Annotated in this window: 14 protein-coding genes and 4 tRNA genes; 7 read left to right on the top strand and 11 right to left on the bottom strand. The window is 27.1% G+C overall.

All coding sequences use genetic code 11. The features are described 5' to 3' along the window. Window positions 1-29 precede the first annotated feature (29 nt). The 4 genes from ASUIS_RS09095 to ASUIS_RS09080 all read right to left on the bottom strand — a co-directional run bounded on the left by ASUIS_RS09095 (window position 30) and on the right by ASUIS_RS09080 (window position 422). Window positions 30-116 (bottom strand) — tRNA-Leu (locus ASUIS_RS09095). Between the two features lie 29 nt (window positions 117-145). Further along, window positions 146-221, bottom strand: a tRNA-Phe gene (locus ASUIS_RS09090). 18 nt (window positions 222-239) lie between these two features. Further along, window positions 240-324 (bottom strand) — tRNA-Tyr (locus ASUIS_RS09085). A gap of 23 nt (window positions 325-347) precedes the next feature. Then, window positions 348-422: transfer RNA gene (locus tag ASUIS_RS09080), tRNA-Gln, on the bottom strand. A gap of 153 nt (window positions 423-575) precedes the next feature. Here ASUIS_RS09080 and ASUIS_RS09075 point away from each other — a divergent pair. Next, a complete protein-coding gene (locus tag ASUIS_RS09075) occupies window positions 576-2,195 on the top strand; it encodes a hybrid sensor histidine kinase/response regulator (RefSeq protein WP_118886740.1) in 1,620 nt (539 codons plus the stop codon). Window position 2,196: 1 nt separating this feature from the next. Continuing rightward, window positions 2,197-3,315: a hybrid sensor histidine kinase/response regulator gene (locus ASUIS_RS09070; protein WP_118886739.1), complete on the top strand. Its 1,119-nt coding sequence runs from the start codon at window positions 2,197-2,199 to the stop codon at window positions 3,313-3,315. Here ASUIS_RS09070 and ASUIS_RS09065 read toward each other — a convergent pair. The 3 genes from ASUIS_RS09065 to ASUIS_RS09055 are packed head-to-tail and all read right to left on the bottom strand — an operon-like array spanning window position 3,312 to window position 8,727. Continuing rightward, window positions 3,312-6,440 carry an efflux RND transporter permease subunit gene (locus tag ASUIS_RS09065; protein ID WP_118886738.1) on the bottom strand — a complete coding sequence of 1,043 codons (3,129 nt, stop codon included), beginning with the start codon at window positions 6,438-6,440 and terminating at the stop codon, window positions 3,312-3,314. The two genes, ASUIS_RS09070 and ASUIS_RS09065, sit on opposite strands and share 4 nt — an antisense overlap. Before the next feature lie 2 nt (window positions 6,441-6,442). Next, complete coding sequence (locus ASUIS_RS09060; RefSeq protein WP_118886737.1) at window positions 6,443-7,498, bottom strand: efflux RND transporter periplasmic adaptor subunit; 1,056 nt, start codon at window positions 7,496-7,498, stop codon at window positions 6,443-6,445. Further along, window positions 7,495-8,727: a TolC family protein gene (locus ASUIS_RS09055; RefSeq protein WP_118886736.1), complete on the bottom strand. Its 1,233-nt coding sequence runs from the start codon at window positions 8,725-8,727 to the stop codon at window positions 7,495-7,497. Before ASUIS_RS09055 ends, ASUIS_RS09060 begins: the two co-directional genes overlap by 4 nt. Window positions 8,728-8,836: 109 nt before the next feature. On the opposite strand from ASUIS_RS09055, the gene ASUIS_RS09050 reads away from it, so the two are divergent. Next, window positions 8,837-9,313, top strand: coding sequence for a MarR family winged helix-turn-helix transcriptional regulator (locus ASUIS_RS09050; RefSeq protein ID WP_118886735.1), 477 nt, complete (start codon window positions 8,837-8,839; stop codon window positions 9,311-9,313). Here ASUIS_RS09050 and ASUIS_RS09045 read toward each other — a convergent pair. Genes ASUIS_RS09045 through ASUIS_RS09035 form a run of 3 tightly spaced genes read right to left on the bottom strand, consistent with a single transcriptional unit; the run spans window position 9,298 to window position 10,883 of the window. Beyond that, window positions 9,298-9,852, bottom strand: coding sequence for a hypothetical protein (locus tag ASUIS_RS09045; RefSeq protein ID WP_118886734.1), 555 nt, complete (start codon window positions 9,850-9,852; stop codon window positions 9,298-9,300). The two genes, ASUIS_RS09050 and ASUIS_RS09045, sit on opposite strands and share 16 nt — an antisense overlap. A gap of 15 nt (window positions 9,853-9,867) precedes the next feature. Beyond that, complete coding sequence (locus tag ASUIS_RS09040; RefSeq protein ID WP_192894491.1) at window positions 9,868-10,653, bottom strand: exodeoxyribonuclease III; 786 nt, start codon at window positions 10,651-10,653, stop codon at window positions 9,868-9,870. Beyond that, window positions 10,653-10,883 carry a hypothetical protein gene (locus ASUIS_RS09035; protein WP_118886732.1) on the bottom strand — a complete coding sequence of 77 codons (231 nt, stop codon included), beginning with the start codon at window positions 10,881-10,883 and terminating at the stop codon, window positions 10,653-10,655. The genes ASUIS_RS09040 and ASUIS_RS09035 overlap by 1 nt, the downstream gene beginning before the upstream one ends. A 96-nt stretch (window positions 10,884-10,979) precedes the next feature. On the opposite strand from ASUIS_RS09035, the gene ASUIS_RS09030 reads away from it, so the two are divergent. Further along, a complete protein-coding gene (locus ASUIS_RS09030) occupies window positions 10,980-11,693 on the top strand; it encodes a sulfite exporter TauE/SafE family protein (RefSeq protein ID WP_118886731.1) in 714 nt (237 codons plus the stop codon). 1 nt (window position 11,694) lies between these two features. Here the strand turns inward: ASUIS_RS09030 and ASUIS_RS09025 are convergent, their stop codons facing one another. Further along, window positions 11,695-13,551: a PAS domain-containing sensor histidine kinase gene (locus tag ASUIS_RS09025; protein ID WP_118886730.1), complete on the bottom strand. Its 1,857-nt coding sequence runs from the start codon at window positions 13,549-13,551 to the stop codon at window positions 11,695-11,697. A gap of 365 nt (window positions 13,552-13,916) precedes the next feature. On the opposite strand from ASUIS_RS09025, the gene ASUIS_RS09020 reads away from it, so the two are divergent. From ASUIS_RS09020 to eat, 3 genes are read left to right on the top strand one after another with little or no spacing between them, the layout of a single operon-like run. Next, complete coding sequence (locus ASUIS_RS09020) at window positions 13,917-15,320, top strand: ethanolamine ammonia-lyase subunit EutB (RefSeq protein WP_118886729.1); 1,404 nt, start codon at window positions 13,917-13,919, stop codon at window positions 15,318-15,320. Beyond that, a complete protein-coding gene (gene eutC, locus ASUIS_RS09015; protein WP_118886728.1) occupies window positions 15,320-16,153 on the top strand; it encodes an ethanolamine ammonia-lyase subunit EutC in 834 nt (277 codons plus the stop codon). Before ASUIS_RS09020 ends, eutC begins: the two co-directional genes overlap by 1 nt. A gap of 9 nt (window positions 16,154-16,162) precedes the next feature. After that, on the top strand, window positions 16,163-17,578 hold the full coding sequence (gene eat, locus ASUIS_RS09010; RefSeq protein ID WP_118886727.1) for an ethanolamine permease: 1,416 nt from the start codon (window positions 16,163-16,165) through the stop codon (window positions 17,576-17,578). The last annotated feature ends 2 nt before the right edge of the window (window positions 17,579-17,580 follow it).

The following is a 17,580-nucleotide window of genomic DNA, read 5'->3' as shown; positions in this document are numbered from 1 at the left end:
AGCCATATAATGTGGGTTTGAACACAACGTGGTGCGAATGGTGAGAATCGAACTCACACTCCGAAACCGGAACGGGATTTTAAGTCCCGCGCGTCTACCTATTCCGCCACACTCGCACATGTGTATATAAAGATTTCAAAAGAAATGGTGGCTCGAGACAGAATCGAACTGTCGACACAAGGATTTTCAATCCTTTGCTCTACCGACTGAGCTATCGAGCCATTATTACTTTTGAAAAGTGGTGGTGAGAGAAGGATTTGAACCTTCGAAGCCGTAGGCGGCGGATTTACAGTCCGCAGGATTTGACCACTCTCCAACCTCACCGTTGAAAATTTTACTTAAACTAATGGATGGGGTAGAAGGATTCGAACCTTCGAGTGACGGTACCAAAAACCGTTGCCTTACCGCTTGGCGATACCCCATTAATTTAAGTGGACGGAATTATATACTTTTAATAATTAAAGTTAGCTAAATTGTGAAATTATCTTTATATTTTATTTTCTTTACTAAGAATCCTATTTATGCTATTATTTTTAGGATTTTAAAATTATTTTAATCCTTCAAAGGTTGAATATATGTTTATGGAACATTTAGCTTTGACTTATAAATGTCATAGTTCAATAGGTAATAGTTTAGATTTAAATACTATGATAAAAGAAGTACTAACAACTTTTGTAGAAGAAACAAATGCAATAAAAGGTTTTTTTTATTTAATAGACGAAAATAATAAATTATATAGATATTTAGCTTCTGATGATAGTTTAGAACTCGATGAAACAGTATTTCAAGAACAAATAAAAGATTTGTCGGGTGTTAGAACTTTTGATTATTGTGAAGATAAAATAGTTTTACTTTTACCTTTACAAAAAGGTGTGTTTTTTATAATTTTTGAAAAAAATGATACAAAACTAGAGTTTATTATCTCAATGTTTCAAGATTTAATTGTAAAACTAAATATTAGTATTGATGCTTGTTTGAATGTTCAAAAAATGAAAAGTAAAAATAAAATGTTAAATCATTTGACCAATGAATTAAAAGAACAACAAAAACAACTAATAGAATCTGACAAATATAAAAGTAATTTTTTAGCAAATATGTCCCATGAATTAAAAACTCCATTAAATTCTATTATTGTTATATCTTCAATAATGGCAAAAAATAGAAATCAGAAATTGGATGAAGAACAAATAAAGAATATGAAAATTATTAATAGTTGCGGGAATGATTTATTGATTCTTATTAATGATATATTAGATATTTCAAAAATAGAAGCAGGAGAATTATCTATTAGTTTATCTAAAATAAATCTATTTGAATTAGTTGAAAATTTAGTTTTGGATATGCAACCTTTGGCTAATGAAAAAGGATTAATTTTGAATTATAATTCAAATATCCATGAATTATTTTTATTATCAGATTCTAATAGAATTAAACAAATTGTAAAGAATTTGATGAGTAATGCAATAAAATTTACAGATAGTGGAATTATAGAAATTATTTTAGAAGAAAATGCAAATGATATTACTATAAAAGTTATTGATGAAGGTATTGGAATAGCGAAAGAAAAAATAGATTATATTTTTGAAAGATTTAAACAAGCTGATGGAAGTACAACTAGAAAATATGGTGGAACAGGACTTGGTTTAGCAATTTCTAAAGAACTAGCTTCATTATTAGGTGGAGATATAAAAGCTTTTAGTACTTTAGGGAAAGGAAGTACCTTTGAATTGATTTTACCTAAAAAAACAAATATCAAAAATATATCTGATGATAAAGTTTCTATCTCATCTAATGATAAGGATATTATTATTGAAGATATTGTTTTATTTGATATGGAAGATTCTTCTATTGAAAAAAATGATGTTATAAAAAAAGATGAAAGAATTTTGATAATAAATAGTGATTATTTAGCTTTTTTCCCAATTGCAGTTCTTTTACGAAAAGAAAATCTTATTTTAACTTATTGCAAAACATTTCAAGAAGCTTATGATATATTAAAAGAGAAATATGATTTGGTAATAATTGATGAAGATAATTCGAATTTAGATATATTTGATTTTTTAGATTATTGTAAAGAAAATGAGCTAAAAAAGATTGTGATTTCTTCTGAAAATATTGAGGATGAAGATTATTTAAAAAAACAATTTATGAAAAATGAATTAATGATTAAAATTTTAACTTATTTAGGAAGATGAAGTGGATAAATTTAATATTTTATTAGTAGACGATGTATCAGAAAATATATATTCTTTGAAAATGATGATTGAAGATAGTTTTGATGTTAATATTTTTTCAGCATTAAGTGCTCAAGAAGGTATGGAAATACTCATGAAAGAGAATATTGATTTGATTTTAACAGATGTTCAGATGCCAGAAATTGATGGATTTGAGTTTGTTGAATATTTGAAAAATATTGAAAAAACAAAAAATATTCCTGTTATTTTTATTACAGGAATTTATGATAAAGATGAATACAAAACAAAAGGCTATAATTTAGGGGCAATTGAATATATCACAAAACCTATCCATGATATTTTGTTAAATTCTAAATTAAAAGTTTATATTGATATTTTTGAAAAAAGAAAACTAGATGTTGAGTTAATTGCTTCAAAAGATAAAGTATTAATTCATCAATCAAAAATGGCAACAATGGGTGAAATGATAGGTGTAATTGCTCATCAGTTAAAACAGCCTTTAAATATTTTATCTTTGTATTGTAATGATGTTAAAGACTCTTTTTTTTCGAATGAAATAAACAATAAATTTATTGATGATTTTTCAAAAAATACAAAAGAACAAATAAATTTTTTAAGTGAAACTATAGATGATTTTAGAGATTTCTTTAATCCCAATAAACAAAAAGTTGTATTTGAGATAAAAAGTGCAATTGAAAAATCCCTAAAATTTATGGGAAATCAATTTGAGATGAATAGAGTTAAAATTAATATTGAATATAAAGATGAAAAAGTTTATGGAATAGAAACAGAACTGGAACAAGTTATATTAAATATTTTAAATAATTCTATGGATGCTTTTAAAGAAAGAGAAAGAGAAAATAAAGAGATAAATATAAAAGTTCTGTCAAAACAATCTTATACAATTTTAATTATGGAAGATAATGCAGGTGGAGTAAAAGAAGAGAGTTTAGAAAAGATTTTTGATCCATACTATACAACTAAATCAACAGGAACAGGAACTGGACTTTATATGGTAAAACTTGTGATAAAAAATAGTTTACAAGGAGATTTGAAAATAAATAATAGTGAAAAAGGTTTAAGATATATTATTGCTTTACCACAAAAAGAAGAGAATTAATCTTCTTCTTTTTGAGTTAGAACTTCATCATCTTTATGTCCACTAAGTCTTGAAATCAAGATATAAAATAGAGGAATAAATAAAATTGCTATAAATGTAGCAGCTAACATTCCTCCAATAACTCCAGTTCCTATTGAGTGTTTACTCGCAGCTCCAGCTCCACTACCAATAGCAAGTGGCATAACTCCAACTGTAAATGCTAAAGAAGTCATGATAATTGGTCTAAGTCTTATTCTTGCAGCTTCAAGTGCAGCATCAATAAGTTTCATTCCTTCTTTTTGCTTTTGCAGGGCAAATTCAACAATAAGAATAGCATTTTTAGCAGCAAGTCCAGCAAGAACTAAAAGTCCAATTTGAAAATAAATATTGTTATCTAAACTTCTTAAATTTGTAGCAAGTATTGCTCCAAAAATTGCAAATGGTACAGCTAATACAACCGAAATTGGTAGTAACCATCTTTCATAAAGTGCACAAAGAATTAAAAATAAGAAGATAATTCCAAAAATAAATGCTTGTGCTGAACTTCCTCCAATTTGTTTTTCTTGGTAAGCAGTTCCTGTCCAACTAATAGTATAACCTTCTGGTAAAACTTCATTTGCAACTTCTTCAATAGCTTTTAGTGAATCTCCTGAACTATATCCAGCTGCTGGTTGTCCAGATACTTTTGCTGCTTGGAAAAGGTTAAATCTCTCTACAATATCTGCACCAACTATTTTTTTACTAGTTATAAATGAGTTTATAGGTAGAAGTTCTCCTTTATTTGATCTTACATAAACATATTGGAAATCATTAATATTATTTCTATATTCATCATTTGCTTGTAAATTTACTTTATATGTTCTTCCATAAAGTGAAAAGTCATTTACATAATAACTTCCAAATGTTGCATTTATAGTGCTATAAATATCATTTAAATTTACATCTTTAGCCTTAGCTTTTTCAGTATCTACATCAATTTTATATTGGGGTATATTTGCAGCAAGTGCAGTTCTAACACCCATTAATTCAGGTCTAGTTTTTGCTTTTTCAATTATTTGATTAACTACATTTCCTAAATCTTCAATACTTCCACCTTTTCTGTCTTGAATATACATATCAAATCCACCAGTAACACTCATACCCATAATAGGAGGCGGAACAACTGCCACGGAGAAACCTTCACTTGTACCCATAAGTTGTTTACTAAATTTTGCTAGCAATACTTGTGCATCTTGGTCTGGATTTGGTCTTTTACTCCAATCTTTTAATTTAATAATCGTTGCAACTGTATGTGTTCTTTGAGCAGATGTTGTAAAATCATATCCCGCAAGAGTTATTATATTAGCAACATTTGGATCTTCTGCAATAATTTTATTTGTTTCTTCTGAAAGCTCTAACGATTTTGATATTGAATATCCAGGAGGATTAAATCCAAATACAAAAATAGTTCCTTGATCTTCATCTGGAATAAGTCCTGTTTTCATAGATTTAAACATATCATAAGATACAAATAATAATCCAACATACAGTAAAACAGATATTAATGAAAATCTAATAGTTTTTTTAACTATAAGTGAATATCCTTTTGTTGCTCTATCAAACATAGTATTAAACCATTTGAAAAAGCCTTTTGGTTCATGTTTTTTGTTTTTTAATATTTTTACACAAAGAGATGGCGTTAAAGTCAAAGCAACAAATCCTGAGATAAAAACAGAGATTACAATAGTAATAGCAAATTGTCTATACATCTCTCCACTTAATCCACTCATAAATGCAACAGGGATAAATACAGCTCCTAAAACTAAGATAATTGCAATTAAAGCCCCAGTTACTTCTTTCATAGCAATAAATGCAGCTTCTTTAGGGGTTTTCCCTTCATCCATGTGTCTTTCGATATTTTCAATAACAATAATAGCATCATCAACAACAATACCAATTGCAAGAACAAGACCAAATAGAGTTAATAAGTTAATACTAAATCCTAAGGCATACATTCCAGCAAATGCTCCTATAATAGATATAGGAACAGCAATAAGTGGGATAATAGTTGCTCTCCAGCTTTGTAAAAATAAGAATATAATTAAAATAACTAAAGCTAAAGCTTCAACAAAAGTTTTAACAACTTCATTTATTGATGCTGTAATAAAATCTGTACTATCATAAGGAAGACTATATGTTATATCTTCAGGAAAAAGTTTACTAGCATCTTCTAAAGCTTTTTTTATAGCATTAGCAGTTTCAAGTGCATTTGCTCCACTTTGTAAAAATATTCCAATAGGAATAGAAGGTGCGTTATTTAATCTTGTTACAACACTATAATCACTAGTTCCAAGTTCAATACTCGCAATATCTTTTAATCTTAAGCTACTTCCATCTTCATTTGCTCTAATTACAATATCTCCAAATTGAGTAGGATTTTCAAATCTATTTGGAGTTTGAATTGTATATGTGTACATCTGTTTTTCTGCAATTGGTTCAGAAGCAATTTTTCCTGCTGCATACTGATTATTTTGCTCTTTAATTGCAGCTATTACATCTGTTGTAGCAAGTGAATATTTTGATAATTTTAAAGGATCCATCCAAATTCTAATAGAGTAATCTTTTGCTCCAAAAATCATTGCATCACCAACTCCTTTAACCCTTTTTAAAGATTCAACTAAGTTTAATAGAGCATAGTTTGATAAATATATAGAATCATAAGTGTTATTTGGAGATTGAAGCATAATAAATTGTAAAATACTTGGACTTCTTTCACTTACAACAACACCTTGTCTTTGTACTTGATCGGGCATTTTTGATAAAGCTGCTTGAACTCTATTGTTTACATCAATTTTTGCACTATCTGGGTCTGTTCCAATTTCAAAAAATACATTTATACTTAATCTTCCACTATCTTCTGCAATAGAATTCATATAAAGCATATCTTTTGCACCATTTATTTTTTCTTCAAGTGGTGCAGCAACTGTTTTAGCAATTGTATCTGCACTAGCTCCTGGATACGAAGTACTTACAATAATTTGTGGTGGTAAAACTCTTGGATATTGTTCAATTGGAAGATTGAACATAGAGATTAATCCTGTTAAAAATATTATAATTGATAAAACTCCAGCAAAAACTGGGTTTTTTATAAAAAATGAGGAAATCATAATTATTTCTCTTTATTCAGTATTTGAACTTTTGTATTAGGTCTTAATTTTGCAAAATTACTAGTTACAATTTGTTCATTTGGTTTTAAACCATCTTTAATAACCATTCCAGTTTTTACTAAATCTCCTGTAACAACAGGTCTAACTTTTGCTATATTGTTTTCATCAACTACAAAAACCATAGTAGCTTTAGCAGTTTTTAATACAGCATTTTCAGGAACAATAAAAACATCTCCTAAAGATAAATTTGAAATCTCTATTTTTGTAAAATTACCAACTATTAATTCATTATCAGAGTTATCAAATTTTGCTCTTAAAAGTAGAGTATCAGTATTTGTATCTATTGTTGGTGCAATAAAATCAATTTGTCCATCTTCATAAGTTTTACCATTTGTGATTAATTTTATTTTTATTTTTTTACTTTTTATTTGTGATAAAAATTCATTCATATCATCTTTAGGTAAAGAAAATTCTGCATGAATAGGATTTGAATTTGTAATTGTAAGTAGCAGTGAACTATCATCATTCTTCCCTACTAAATCACCAATATCAAATTTTTTAATTCCAATAATTCCATCAATTGGAGCTGTTACATTTGTATAATTAAGGTTTATTTGTGCTTCATCTAGTGCCGCTTTTGAGCTTTCATATTGATATGTATAATCATCAAAAGCTTGTAAACTGATAGATTTTGAAGCTATTAGAGATTTTGCTCTTTCATAATCTTTTTTTGCTTTTGTAAATTCAGCTTTTTTTATATTTAGGTTTGCTAAATAAGTATCAGGCTCTATTTTATAAAGTAAAGCTCCTTTTTTTACAAAATCACCTTCTTTAAAATGTTTTTCTTTTAATATTCCAGTAACCCTTGCCATAACATTAACTTGTTCATATGCTTTTAAAATAGTTGGATAAGTTTTACTTGTAGTATTTTCTTGTTTTGTTACTGTAAAAGTTTGAACAGGTAAAGCAGGGGCTTCAGCTACTACTTTTGTCTCTTCTGCATTTAATGTATTTAATCCTAAAAAAATAAATGCTATTGCTATTATTGATTTTCTCATTTTATATATTCCTCTAATTTTTTACCACTATAGTAAAGTATTTTTGCTTTTTTGATTTCTAAATCATTTTGCGATGTTTTTAACTGGCTAAGCGCTGTATATTTTTCACTTAAACTTTCTAAAAATGATACATTATCAATCAATCCACTTTCATATTTTGATTTGATTACATCATAGGCTGTAGTTGCAGCTTTTAAATTAGCTTCTGAAGATTTAATTTTTGCTTTTGAAATATCATAAGATTTAAGTGCTAATTGTAAATCAACATTACCTTTATTTTTTTCATATTCATATTTTGATTTTGAACTTAAATAATCTTTATATTTTGATTCATATTTATATTTAGTTTCTCCAAAAGAAAATATATTCCATTTTAAATTTGCAGATAAAACATTTTGATGATCTAAAGCATTGCTTTCATATGTACTATTATCAAAATTTGAATCATAATATGAATATGTATTATCAAGTGTTATTGTTGGTAAATAACCACTTTTTTCACTTCTTGCACTTGCAAGTTTTGATTCTAAGTTAAATTCTGTAGATTTTAAATCAAATCTTAAATCAGTTTGAGCATCATTTTCTAGTTCTTTTACATTTGAACCTGCATCAATTGAAACAGTTTGTCCTGTAATATACTCTAAATTATGAGTTATAGTTATCATTTCAAGTTCTATTTCCTGTAAAGTAACTTTTGAATTTTCTAATCTTGAAATAATTTTTTGAACTTCATCTTCTGTTGTTGTACCTGCATCTAAAAATCTTGATAATCTTGTTAATTGCGATTCTAGCTGTTCTATCTCTTTTATTTTTGCATCTTTTTGTGAAATATAAGATAGATATTTGTAGTAATAATTTATAACATCCAATGAAATATCATTTTTTAATGCTTCTACTGATTGTTCACTACCTTTTATAGATGATTCATAACTATCATAGGTATCAGATTTTTTACCACCATCATAAAGTTCATAACTCAAACTTCCATAAACTTTTGATGATTTTTTAGGGACACTAGCTGTTTCTTTATCAGTTGTAGAATGACCTGCTCCAACATCTAAGCTTGGCATATAACCACTTTTTACGCTTTCATATTCATCTTTTATTGAATCTAAACTCTTTTGAGAAGAATCAACTAGTTTATTTTGTATAGATAAATTAATTAACTCTTCCAAATTCTGAGCGGATAAAAAAAGAGGAATTAAAAAAATAAAATATATTTTTTTCAAAATAACTCCTTATAATTTTTTTGATTTTAGATTTTAGAATAAAAGAACTTAAATTTATCTTTCTAGAAAGATAAATTTGTATTAATAATAATTTAGCTAGAATTTCAGCATGAAAAGAAAACACATAGATAAATTTTATAATACTACCATCAAATCAAGAGAATTTGAGATTTTTGCATTAACTTTACCAATAACATTAATTCATAAAAATATGTTTAATGAAAGTGAGCATTTTTTTAAAACACAATATGATTTATTACATTCTCATATTGATGTATTAGCTTCTTTATATTTTGATGATAACCCTTTATCACCAACTGATTTATATGATGCAACGATATTTTCTTCTGGAGGAATGACAAAAGTTTTAAAAAAACTTGAAGAAAGAAACCTCATTAAAAGAGAAGCATCTTCTAGTGATAAAAGAAGTATGCTTATAAGTTTAACTATGCAAGGTAGAGAGTTAATAGAAAATTGTATGGTAGAAATTGCAAAAGCTAAAGAAAAAAAATTTAGTATTTTAACTCAAAAAGAGAAAGAAGATTTGAAAAATATTCTTTCAAAAATCACTTACTCTTTTATTTGATTAAATTCTATTTTAGCAGTAGAAATATTTCTAAATATTTTTAGTTTATTTCTCAAGGGCAACCATTTTATCAAGATTGTTGCCAAAGCTTCCCAAAGAGAAACCCAACCAGCAACCATTGAACCCTCAGAAATAAGCCTAAAAAAGAACTCTTCATTTTCAGCTAAATTAAAAGAGATAGAAACAAAAATAAAACCAACAAGAAGAAAAATAAAAGAGTTTTTTATCTGAACAGTCATCTTTTTATGTTCCCAATATTGTAAATATTCAAAATAATCTTTTATACTATTTTGCACTTTTTGGTTTGATTCTTCATTTGATATTTCATCAAAATAGAATTTGATAATAAATGGATGTTCTCCTATTTCCTCTACACTTTCTATTAGATACTTTTCTAGGGATTCTTTTAAATCTTTTTTAATAAAAGTAGATTTTTTATCATAATCCTCAAATAAATCTTCAACTTTTGATGCTGAAATATTTATTACAAGTTCATCGTTAGAGTTTTTATCATATCTGTTTGTTATACTGTTTTTCATATTTCAACTTTTTTGTTAAAATTCCATCTCTAAAGCAATTGGGCAATGGTCACTTCCATAAATATCAGCCAAAATATAGGCATCTTTAACATAATCTTTTAAATCTTCACTTACATAAAAATAATCGATTCTCCAGCCAACATTATTTTCTCTTGCGTTTGCTCGGTAACTCCACCAGCTATAAAGGTCAGTTTTATCACCAACTACATGTCTTAAAGTATCTACATATCCAAAAGATAGAAATTTATCTATCCATTGTCTCTCCATTGGTAAAAATCCCGATGTTTGTTCATTTGCTTTTGGTCGTGCTAGGTCTATTTCTTTGTGAGCTGTATTTACATCTCCACAAACTATGATTGATTTTCCTTGTTTTTTTAAGCTTTCACAATGTTCTAAAAATCTATCATAAAACTCCATTTTATAAACCAGTCTTTCTTCTTTACTTTGACCATTTGGAAAATATACATTAAAAAATGCGATATCTTTATCTCCAAGTGTGAAATGAACTTCGTTTATTCTTCCTTCATCTAAAATATCCACAGTAGGACAGTTACACTCAAATGTAGTTTCAATATCAGTAAATAGGGCAGTTCCACTTCTTCCTTTTATTGCTGAGGCACTTGCTGTCATTGTTTTGAACTGTTTATTAAAAATTGTTTTTGGGATTTGTTCTTTCATAGATTTTGTTTCTTGAAGTCCTAAAAGGTGAACATCATGTTCATCTATCCATTTTAAAGCCTCTTTTTTATCAACGGCTCTTACGCCATTTACATTCCATGAAATAAATTTATATGTAGCCATTATTTAGTAATTTCCTTTTTTTCTTCTTTTTTCTTTTCATCTTCAATTAATTTTTTTGGAGCAATTGGAGATATTGGTTTTGAAATATTAATATTTCCCAATTTTTGTGGAACTAATTTATCACTTTTCCCACCATGCATATCAATTTTTCCTGAATTTTCTGTGTTATAAGTATCATTTGCAAATAAAATATTTGTTAAAAATATAGTAACTATTAGTAATCTTTTCATTATTTCTTCCCTTTAAAAGAAAATATTATAACCCCTTTTTTGATAAATAAGCCTTAATAGGGTATTTTACGCTAATTTATTGTGAGGATGATTTTTATGGATGAATTGATTTTAGGACTAATTACATTTTTTACTTCTACAATTGCTGGAATTGTTGGAGTTGGTGGAGGTATGATGTTAATAGTAATTTTACCTTCATTTTTACCTTTAAATGCTTTGATACCTATTCATGGTTTGACTCAAGTTTCAAGTAATTTAAGTCGAGCAATATTTGGATATAAAGATGTTCAATATGAAGTAATTCCAAAATTTTTATTAGGTTCAGCTATTGGTATTGGAATGTTTGCAGCAGTTTTAAATCTAATTTCCCTTGAATATGTTCCTTTATTTATTGGAGTTTATATTTTATTGTCTTTATGGTCAGAAAAATTTAATGAAAAAATCAAAAGATACGAGAGTTATTTCCTTGCAGGTTTTTTTCAAACAGGTCTTTCAATGGTTGTAGGAGCTACTGGACCACTTACTATGACACTTTTATTCAAAGATTACGAAGATAAAAATAAAGTTGTAGCAACTGGAGCTGCACTTATGAGTATTACACATATTTTAAAAGTATTTGTATTTATGTATTTTGGTTTTGTATTTTTTGATTATATTGGAGTGATAGTTGCTATGATTATTGGTGCAATTAGTGGAAGTTGGGTTGCTACAAAACTAAGAGATAAAATAGATGGTAAAAAATTTACTATGATTTTAAAAGTATTACTTTCAGCTTTAGCTATTCAAGTTATTGTAAAAGTATTTTTATAATTTAGTTTAGAGGAATCTCAATTATTATTGAGATTCCTTTATTTTCTTCTTTTTCTTGGGTAATTAAACAACTGTTTTTTGCATAAACTCTACCTTTTAAATGGTAAGTGATTATTTGATAAACCATATAAAGACCAATTCCTGTTCCAATAGCTTTGTGTTTAGTTGTAAAATAAAGCTCAAACATTTTGTCTAAAATATTTGAATTAGTTCCTCCTGCATTGTCACTTATAGCTATTTTTAAATAATTATCTTCAATATTTGTATTGATTCTTATGATTTTATTTTTAATATTTTTATGTTTAAAAGCATCAAAAGAGTTATTCAAAATATTTAAAATAACTTGAATAAATTCACTCTCTTTTCCTTCTAAAATACAATTGTTAATTTTTTCAAATTCAACTTGTACTTCATTAAATTCAAGTTTGATGTTAAATAAATTAATAGCTTTTTCTATGGTTGTTCCTATTTCAAAAGCAACAATTTCTTCATTTTTATCAAAAAAGTTTTTTAAATCATCTATTGTGTTTGATAATTTTTGAGTAGTTTCAAATATCTTTTCAAATGATGTTTGTAACTCTTCTTTTGAAGGATTTGCATATTGAAATTGGATTAACATACTAGAAGACAAAGAACTAATAATTGATAAAGGTTGTCTCCATTGGTGAGCGATGTTTTCTAATAATTCTCCCATTGATACCATTTTTGATTGTTGAGTTAAAATATTTTGATACTCTTTTTCTTTTGTAATATCAAGTTTTATTGCTAAAAATTCTACAATTTTATTATGCTGATTTTTTATTGGAGTAATTGAAGTTTTTTCATATGTTATTTTCCCAAATTTATTTCTATTTATAAACTCGCCATTCCATTTTTCACCATTATTTATAGTACTTTTTAGATTATCAAAGAATTTTTTATCCAGTAATCCAGAATTTAAAATTGATGGCTTTTTGCCAATTACTTCTTCTTTTGTATAACCTGTAGTTTTTTCAAAACCTTGGTTTACATATTTTATATTATGCTTTTCATCAGTGATTATAATAATATTATCACTAATATCCAAAGCATTTTTAAATTTATCCAAATCCATTTTATTTTTTAACACACTATATGCATAATAAATAAATAAAAGAATAGAAATTGATAATAAAACAATAAAAATAATCATTGATTTTTTGATATTTTTAATAATATCTTGCATATAAAATTCAAATATATTATGTAAAGTATTAATTTCATTAAATAAATTCAAATTGCTAATTTGAGTTTGGAAATCTTCTTTTTTTGTATAATAATCAAATATAACATTGATATTAGAGATAAAATCTTCTTCTTGTTTATTTGAAAAACCAATACTATTTAATTCATTTTTTATTTCAAAAATATCAATACTTTTTTGATAATTCAAAGTTAAAGCTATATTATAAAATTTATCAAATTTATTGTGATCAATTTTTGATTTAAGTATTTGTATATTTTTGATTGAATTATTAAATATGATATTAAATGAATTCATTTTTTCAATTATTTCGATTTCTTCTTCAATAAGAATTTTTATTGATAATATTTTTTTATAAAAATTAGTTTTTTTGTGCTGAATATAATTTTTGTTATTTTCAATATTAAAAAAAATATTTTTAATTGTATTAATATCAATTTGTATTTCTTTGTAATTTTGTGAACTAAGATTGTTTTTTGAAAATTCTTGCAGTTTGGTATTTAATTGAGATATATGAATTATTTGATTGTTCAGTTCAAAGTAGTTATCTATTTTTTTGTTAGCATCAAATAAGTTAAATATCAAAGCGGAGATAATTAACAAAAATATAAGAACAATTAAAGAGAGATTTTTCAAAATATTCCTTAGATATTTAGTATTTTTTCAATTTTTATCTTTTCAAGAACTGTTCCAAACTCTATAAAATTTATAAAAAATGAATAAAATAAAATCAATAGTATAAATAATAACAACTTTATATAGAAATTATACAAAAAAGTTGAGCTTTGTTTAGATAATAAACTGTATAAATAATGTTGTAATTTAAAATAAAAATATAAGAAAAAATATGATTTTTATTGAATATTATTTATACATTCCTAATAATCATATATTTTTAATTAGTTATAGAATTGCATTTAAGTAGTTGTATTAATCATATAACTATTTTTAGCAATCTAAAAAAGGATGTATATGAATAAAAATAATATACAAATTGAAATATGAAAACTTCTTACAAATATATACTTGGAAATAAAACTTATAGTTTCAAAAATTTAGCAGATTTAATGGCAAAAGCTACACCAAAACGTTCAGGAGATATTTTAGCTGGAGTTTGCGCACTTTCTTCTCAAGAAAGAGTTGTTGCACAAATGTGTTTAGCAGAAGTTCCTTTGAAAACTTTTTTAAATGAAGTGTTAATTCCCTACGAAGAAGATGAAATCACAAGATTAATTATCGATGAACATGATGGAGAAGCTTTTAAATTAATTTCACATTTAACAGTTGGAGATTTTAGAAACTGGTTATTAAGTGATTCTACAACTATTGATTTAATCAAACAAGCAAGAGCTGGAATAACTCCTGAAATGGCAGCAGCAGTTAGTAAAATCATGAGAAATCAAGATTTGATAATGGTCGCAAAAAAATGTCCAGTTGTTACATCTTTTAGAAATACTATTGGTTTACCAAATCATTTATCAACAAGACTTCAACCAAACCACCCAACAGATGATGTTATGGGAATAGCTGCGAGTATTTTAGATGGATTATTATATGGAAATGGTGATGCTGTTATTGGTATAAATCCAGCAACTGATAATGTTGAACAAACTATAAAACTTTTAAAACTCATGGATGATGTAATCCAAAAATATGAAATTCCAACACAATCTTGCGTTTTAACTCATGTTACAAATACTATTGAAGCTATTGAAAAAGGTGCTCCTGTTGATTTAGTATTTCAATCAATTGGAGGAACTGAAGCTACAAATTCAAGTTTTGGAATAAATCTTAAAATCTTAAAAGAAGCCCATGAAGCGGGACTTTCATTAAATCGTGGAACTGTTGGAAATAATGTTATGTATTTTGAAACAGGGCAGGGCAGTTCACTTTCAGCTAATGCAAATTTTGGGCTAGATCAACAAACTTGTGAAGTTAGAGCTTATGCAGTTGCTAAAAAGTTTAATCCTCTTTTGGTAAATACCGTTGTTGGATTTATTGGACCTGAATATTTGTTTGATGGAAAAGAGATTACAAGAGCAGGGCTTGAGGATCACTTTTGTGGAAAATTATTAGGACTTCCAATGGGTTGTGATATTTGTTATACAAATCATGCAGATGCTGATCAAAATGATATGGATAATTTATTAACTTTACTTGGTGTTGCTGGATGTAATTTTATTATGGGAATTCCAGGAAGCGATGATATTATGCTTAATTATCAAACTACCTCTTTTCATGATGCTTTATACGCAAGAAGAGTTTTAAATCTAAAACCAGCTCCTGAATTTATGGCTTGGCTTGAAAAAATGGAAATATTCAAAAATATGGATAAATTTATTTTAAATGAAAAAATGCCACAAAAATTCTTTAAATCTTTATCAAATGTTATAGGAAATAAATAATGAATAATATAGAAAAAATTGATTCAAATATTATTGAAAATCCTTGGGCATTACTCAAAGATTATACAGATGCAAGAATTGGATTGGGAAGAAGTGGAGTTAGTATTCCAACTTCTCATTCATTGGCATTTCAATTGGCTCATGCTCAAGCTCAAGATGCAGTTCATTTACCGCTTGATGTGGAAAATATTGTTGAACAGTTGATTGTAAATGATATAAATAAAAAAACTTCTCCTATTTTATTGCATTCACAAGCAATAAATAGAACAACATATTTACAACGACCAGATTTAGGTAGAAGATTAGATAAAAATTCTTCTGAAATATTAAAAAAAATAAAAGCCAATGACAATACTTTTTATGATTTATCAATAGTTATTGTTGATGGATTATCTTCATTGGCAATAAAAGAAAATGCAATTAATTTTATAAAAAAATTGATGATAGCATTAAAAGAAGATAAACAAAAATGGAATTTATCACCTTTTTCAATAGTTCAACAAGGAAGAGTTGCCATTGGTGATGAAGTTGGAGAATTATTAAAAGCAAAAATTTCAATAGTTTTAATTGGAGAGAGACCAGGTTTAAGTTCACCTGATAGTTTAGGTTTGTATTTAACTTGGAATCCAAAAGTTGGTTTAAGCGATGCCAGTAGAAATTGTATATCAAATATTAGAAGTGAAGGATTATCTTATGAGGAGGCTGTAAAAAAAACAATGTATTTATTAAAAGAGTCACGAAGATTAGAGTTATCAGGAGTGAATTTAAAAGATAGAACAATTAATGATGTTATAGAAAATAGTATAAATGAAGAAAATTTTTTAATTAAATAAAGGAATAAAATGAGTAAAGTTCATATAAATAAAGATTATCTTGCCAAAAGACAATTAAAAAGAGGAACGGCAGGTTGGATATTATTAGCAGGTTTAGGAGTTTCTTATGTAATTTCAGGTGATTTTGCTGGATGGAATTTTGGTATTGCACATGCTGGTTGGGGTGGATTTGCAATTGCGGCTGGTTTAATGGCAATAATGTATTTTTGTTTAGTTTTATCATTAGCTGAAATGTCAGCATCAATTCCAGCAGCAGGTGGTGGATATAGTTTTGCAAGACAAGTAATGGGACCAGCAGGTGGATATTTAACGGGACTTGCTATACTAATTGAATATGCACTAGCTCCCGCAGCGATTGTAATTTTTATAGGTTCAGCAGTTGAGGCATTAACAGGATTTAATGGTCCTTTAGTATATGCGTTATTTTATACAGTTTTTATTTCTATTCATTTGTTTGGTGCAGGTGAAGCTTTAAAAACAATGATAGTTATTAGTGCTTTAGCTGTATTTGCAATTATTGCAACAGCAGTTGCTTTAATAGGAAATTTTGATGCAACTAAATTATTTGATATTGCAATTTCAGCCGAAGCAACAGGGGCAACAGAATTTTTACCATATGGATGGTATGGAGTTTGGGCAGCACTTCCATTTGGTATGTGGCTATTTTTAGCAGTTGAAGGTGTGCCTCTAGCCGCAGAAGAAGCAAAAAATCCTGCAAAAGATATACCAAAAGGTATTATTGCAGCAATGATTTTTTTACTTTTTTCAGCTGTATTAATTGTATTTTTACTTGCAGGTGTTGCAGGTGCTGATGCTATTGGAAAAAGTACTGTTCCTTTGGTTGATGCTTTAAATATAAATGGAAATACAACGTTAGCAACTACTGTAAATGTATTGGGATTAGCTGGATTAATTGCTTCATTTTTTTCTATTATTTACGGATATAGTCGTTTAGTATTTGCTTTATCAAGAGCAGGATATTTACCACAATTCTTATCATTAACAAGTACTAAAAAAACTCCAACTTGGGCTTTAATTGTTCCAGGTATTTTAGGTTTTTTAGCATCATTAACAGGAGAGGGTGATTTAATGCTGGCAATGGCTGTTGTTGGAGCTACAATTTCTTATGCATTAATGGCTTTAAGTCATATTTTATTAAGAGTTAAAAATCCAAATATGCCAAGACCATATAAAACACCAGGAGGAGTTGTAACTTCGGGAATTGCATTAGTGTTATCTTTAATTGCATTAACAGGAGTTTATGCTTTTGATCCTAGAGCTTTTAACTATACAATTATTTTATATGTAATTGGTGCTGTATACTTTTTCTTATATAGTAAAAATCATTTAGTTGCTAAAACAGCAGATGAAGAGTTTGCAATGTTAGAAAAAGCAGAGTTAGATTTAGTACACGAGTTAGGTTAATA

Origin of the sequence: Arcobacter suis CECT 7833 (assembly GCF_003544815.1) — a bacterium.
Classification (GTDB): Bacteria; Campylobacterota; Campylobacteria; order Campylobacterales; family Arcobacteraceae; genus Aliarcobacter; species Aliarcobacter suis.
The sequence above is the reverse complement of the archived record's forward strand: the minus strand, read 5'-3'. Positions and strand labels throughout refer to the sequence as shown.

Coding starts and splice junctions, on each gene's coding strand:
- ASUIS_RS09075 (WP_118886740.1), top strand. CDS start 576: ATGTTTATGGAACATTTAGCTTTGACTTATAAATGTCATAGTTCAATA.
- ASUIS_RS09065 (WP_118886738.1), bottom strand. CDS start 6,440: ATGATTTCCTCATTTTTTATAAAAAACCCAGTTTTTGCTGGAGTTTTA.
- ASUIS_RS09060 (WP_118886737.1), bottom strand. CDS start 7,498: ATGAGAAAATCAATAATAGCAATAGCATTTATTTTTTTAGGATTAAAT.
- ASUIS_RS09050 (WP_118886735.1), top strand. CDS start 8,837: ATGAAAAGAAAACACATAGATAAATTTTATAATACTACCATCAAATCA.
- ASUIS_RS09045 (WP_118886734.1), bottom strand. CDS start 9,852: ATGAAAAACAGTATAACAAACAGATATGATAAAAACTCTAACGATGAA.
- ASUIS_RS09040 (WP_192894491.1), bottom strand. CDS start 10,653: ATGGCTACATATAAATTTATTTCATGGAATGTAAATGGCGTAAGAGCC.
- ASUIS_RS09035 (WP_118886732.1), bottom strand. CDS start 10,883: ATGAAAAGATTACTAATAGTTACTATATTTTTAACAAATATTTTATTT.
- ASUIS_RS09030 (WP_118886731.1), top strand. CDS start 10,980: ATGGATGAATTGATTTTAGGACTAATTACATTTTTTACTTCTACAATT.
- ASUIS_RS09020 (WP_118886729.1), top strand. CDS start 13,917: ATGAAAACTTCTTACAAATATATACTTGGAAATAAAACTTATAGTTTC.
- eutC (WP_118886728.1), top strand. CDS start 15,320: ATGAATAATATAGAAAAAATTGATTCAAATATTATTGAAAATCCTTGG.
- eat (WP_118886727.1), top strand. CDS start 16,163: ATGAGTAAAGTTCATATAAATAAAGATTATCTTGCCAAAAGACAATTA.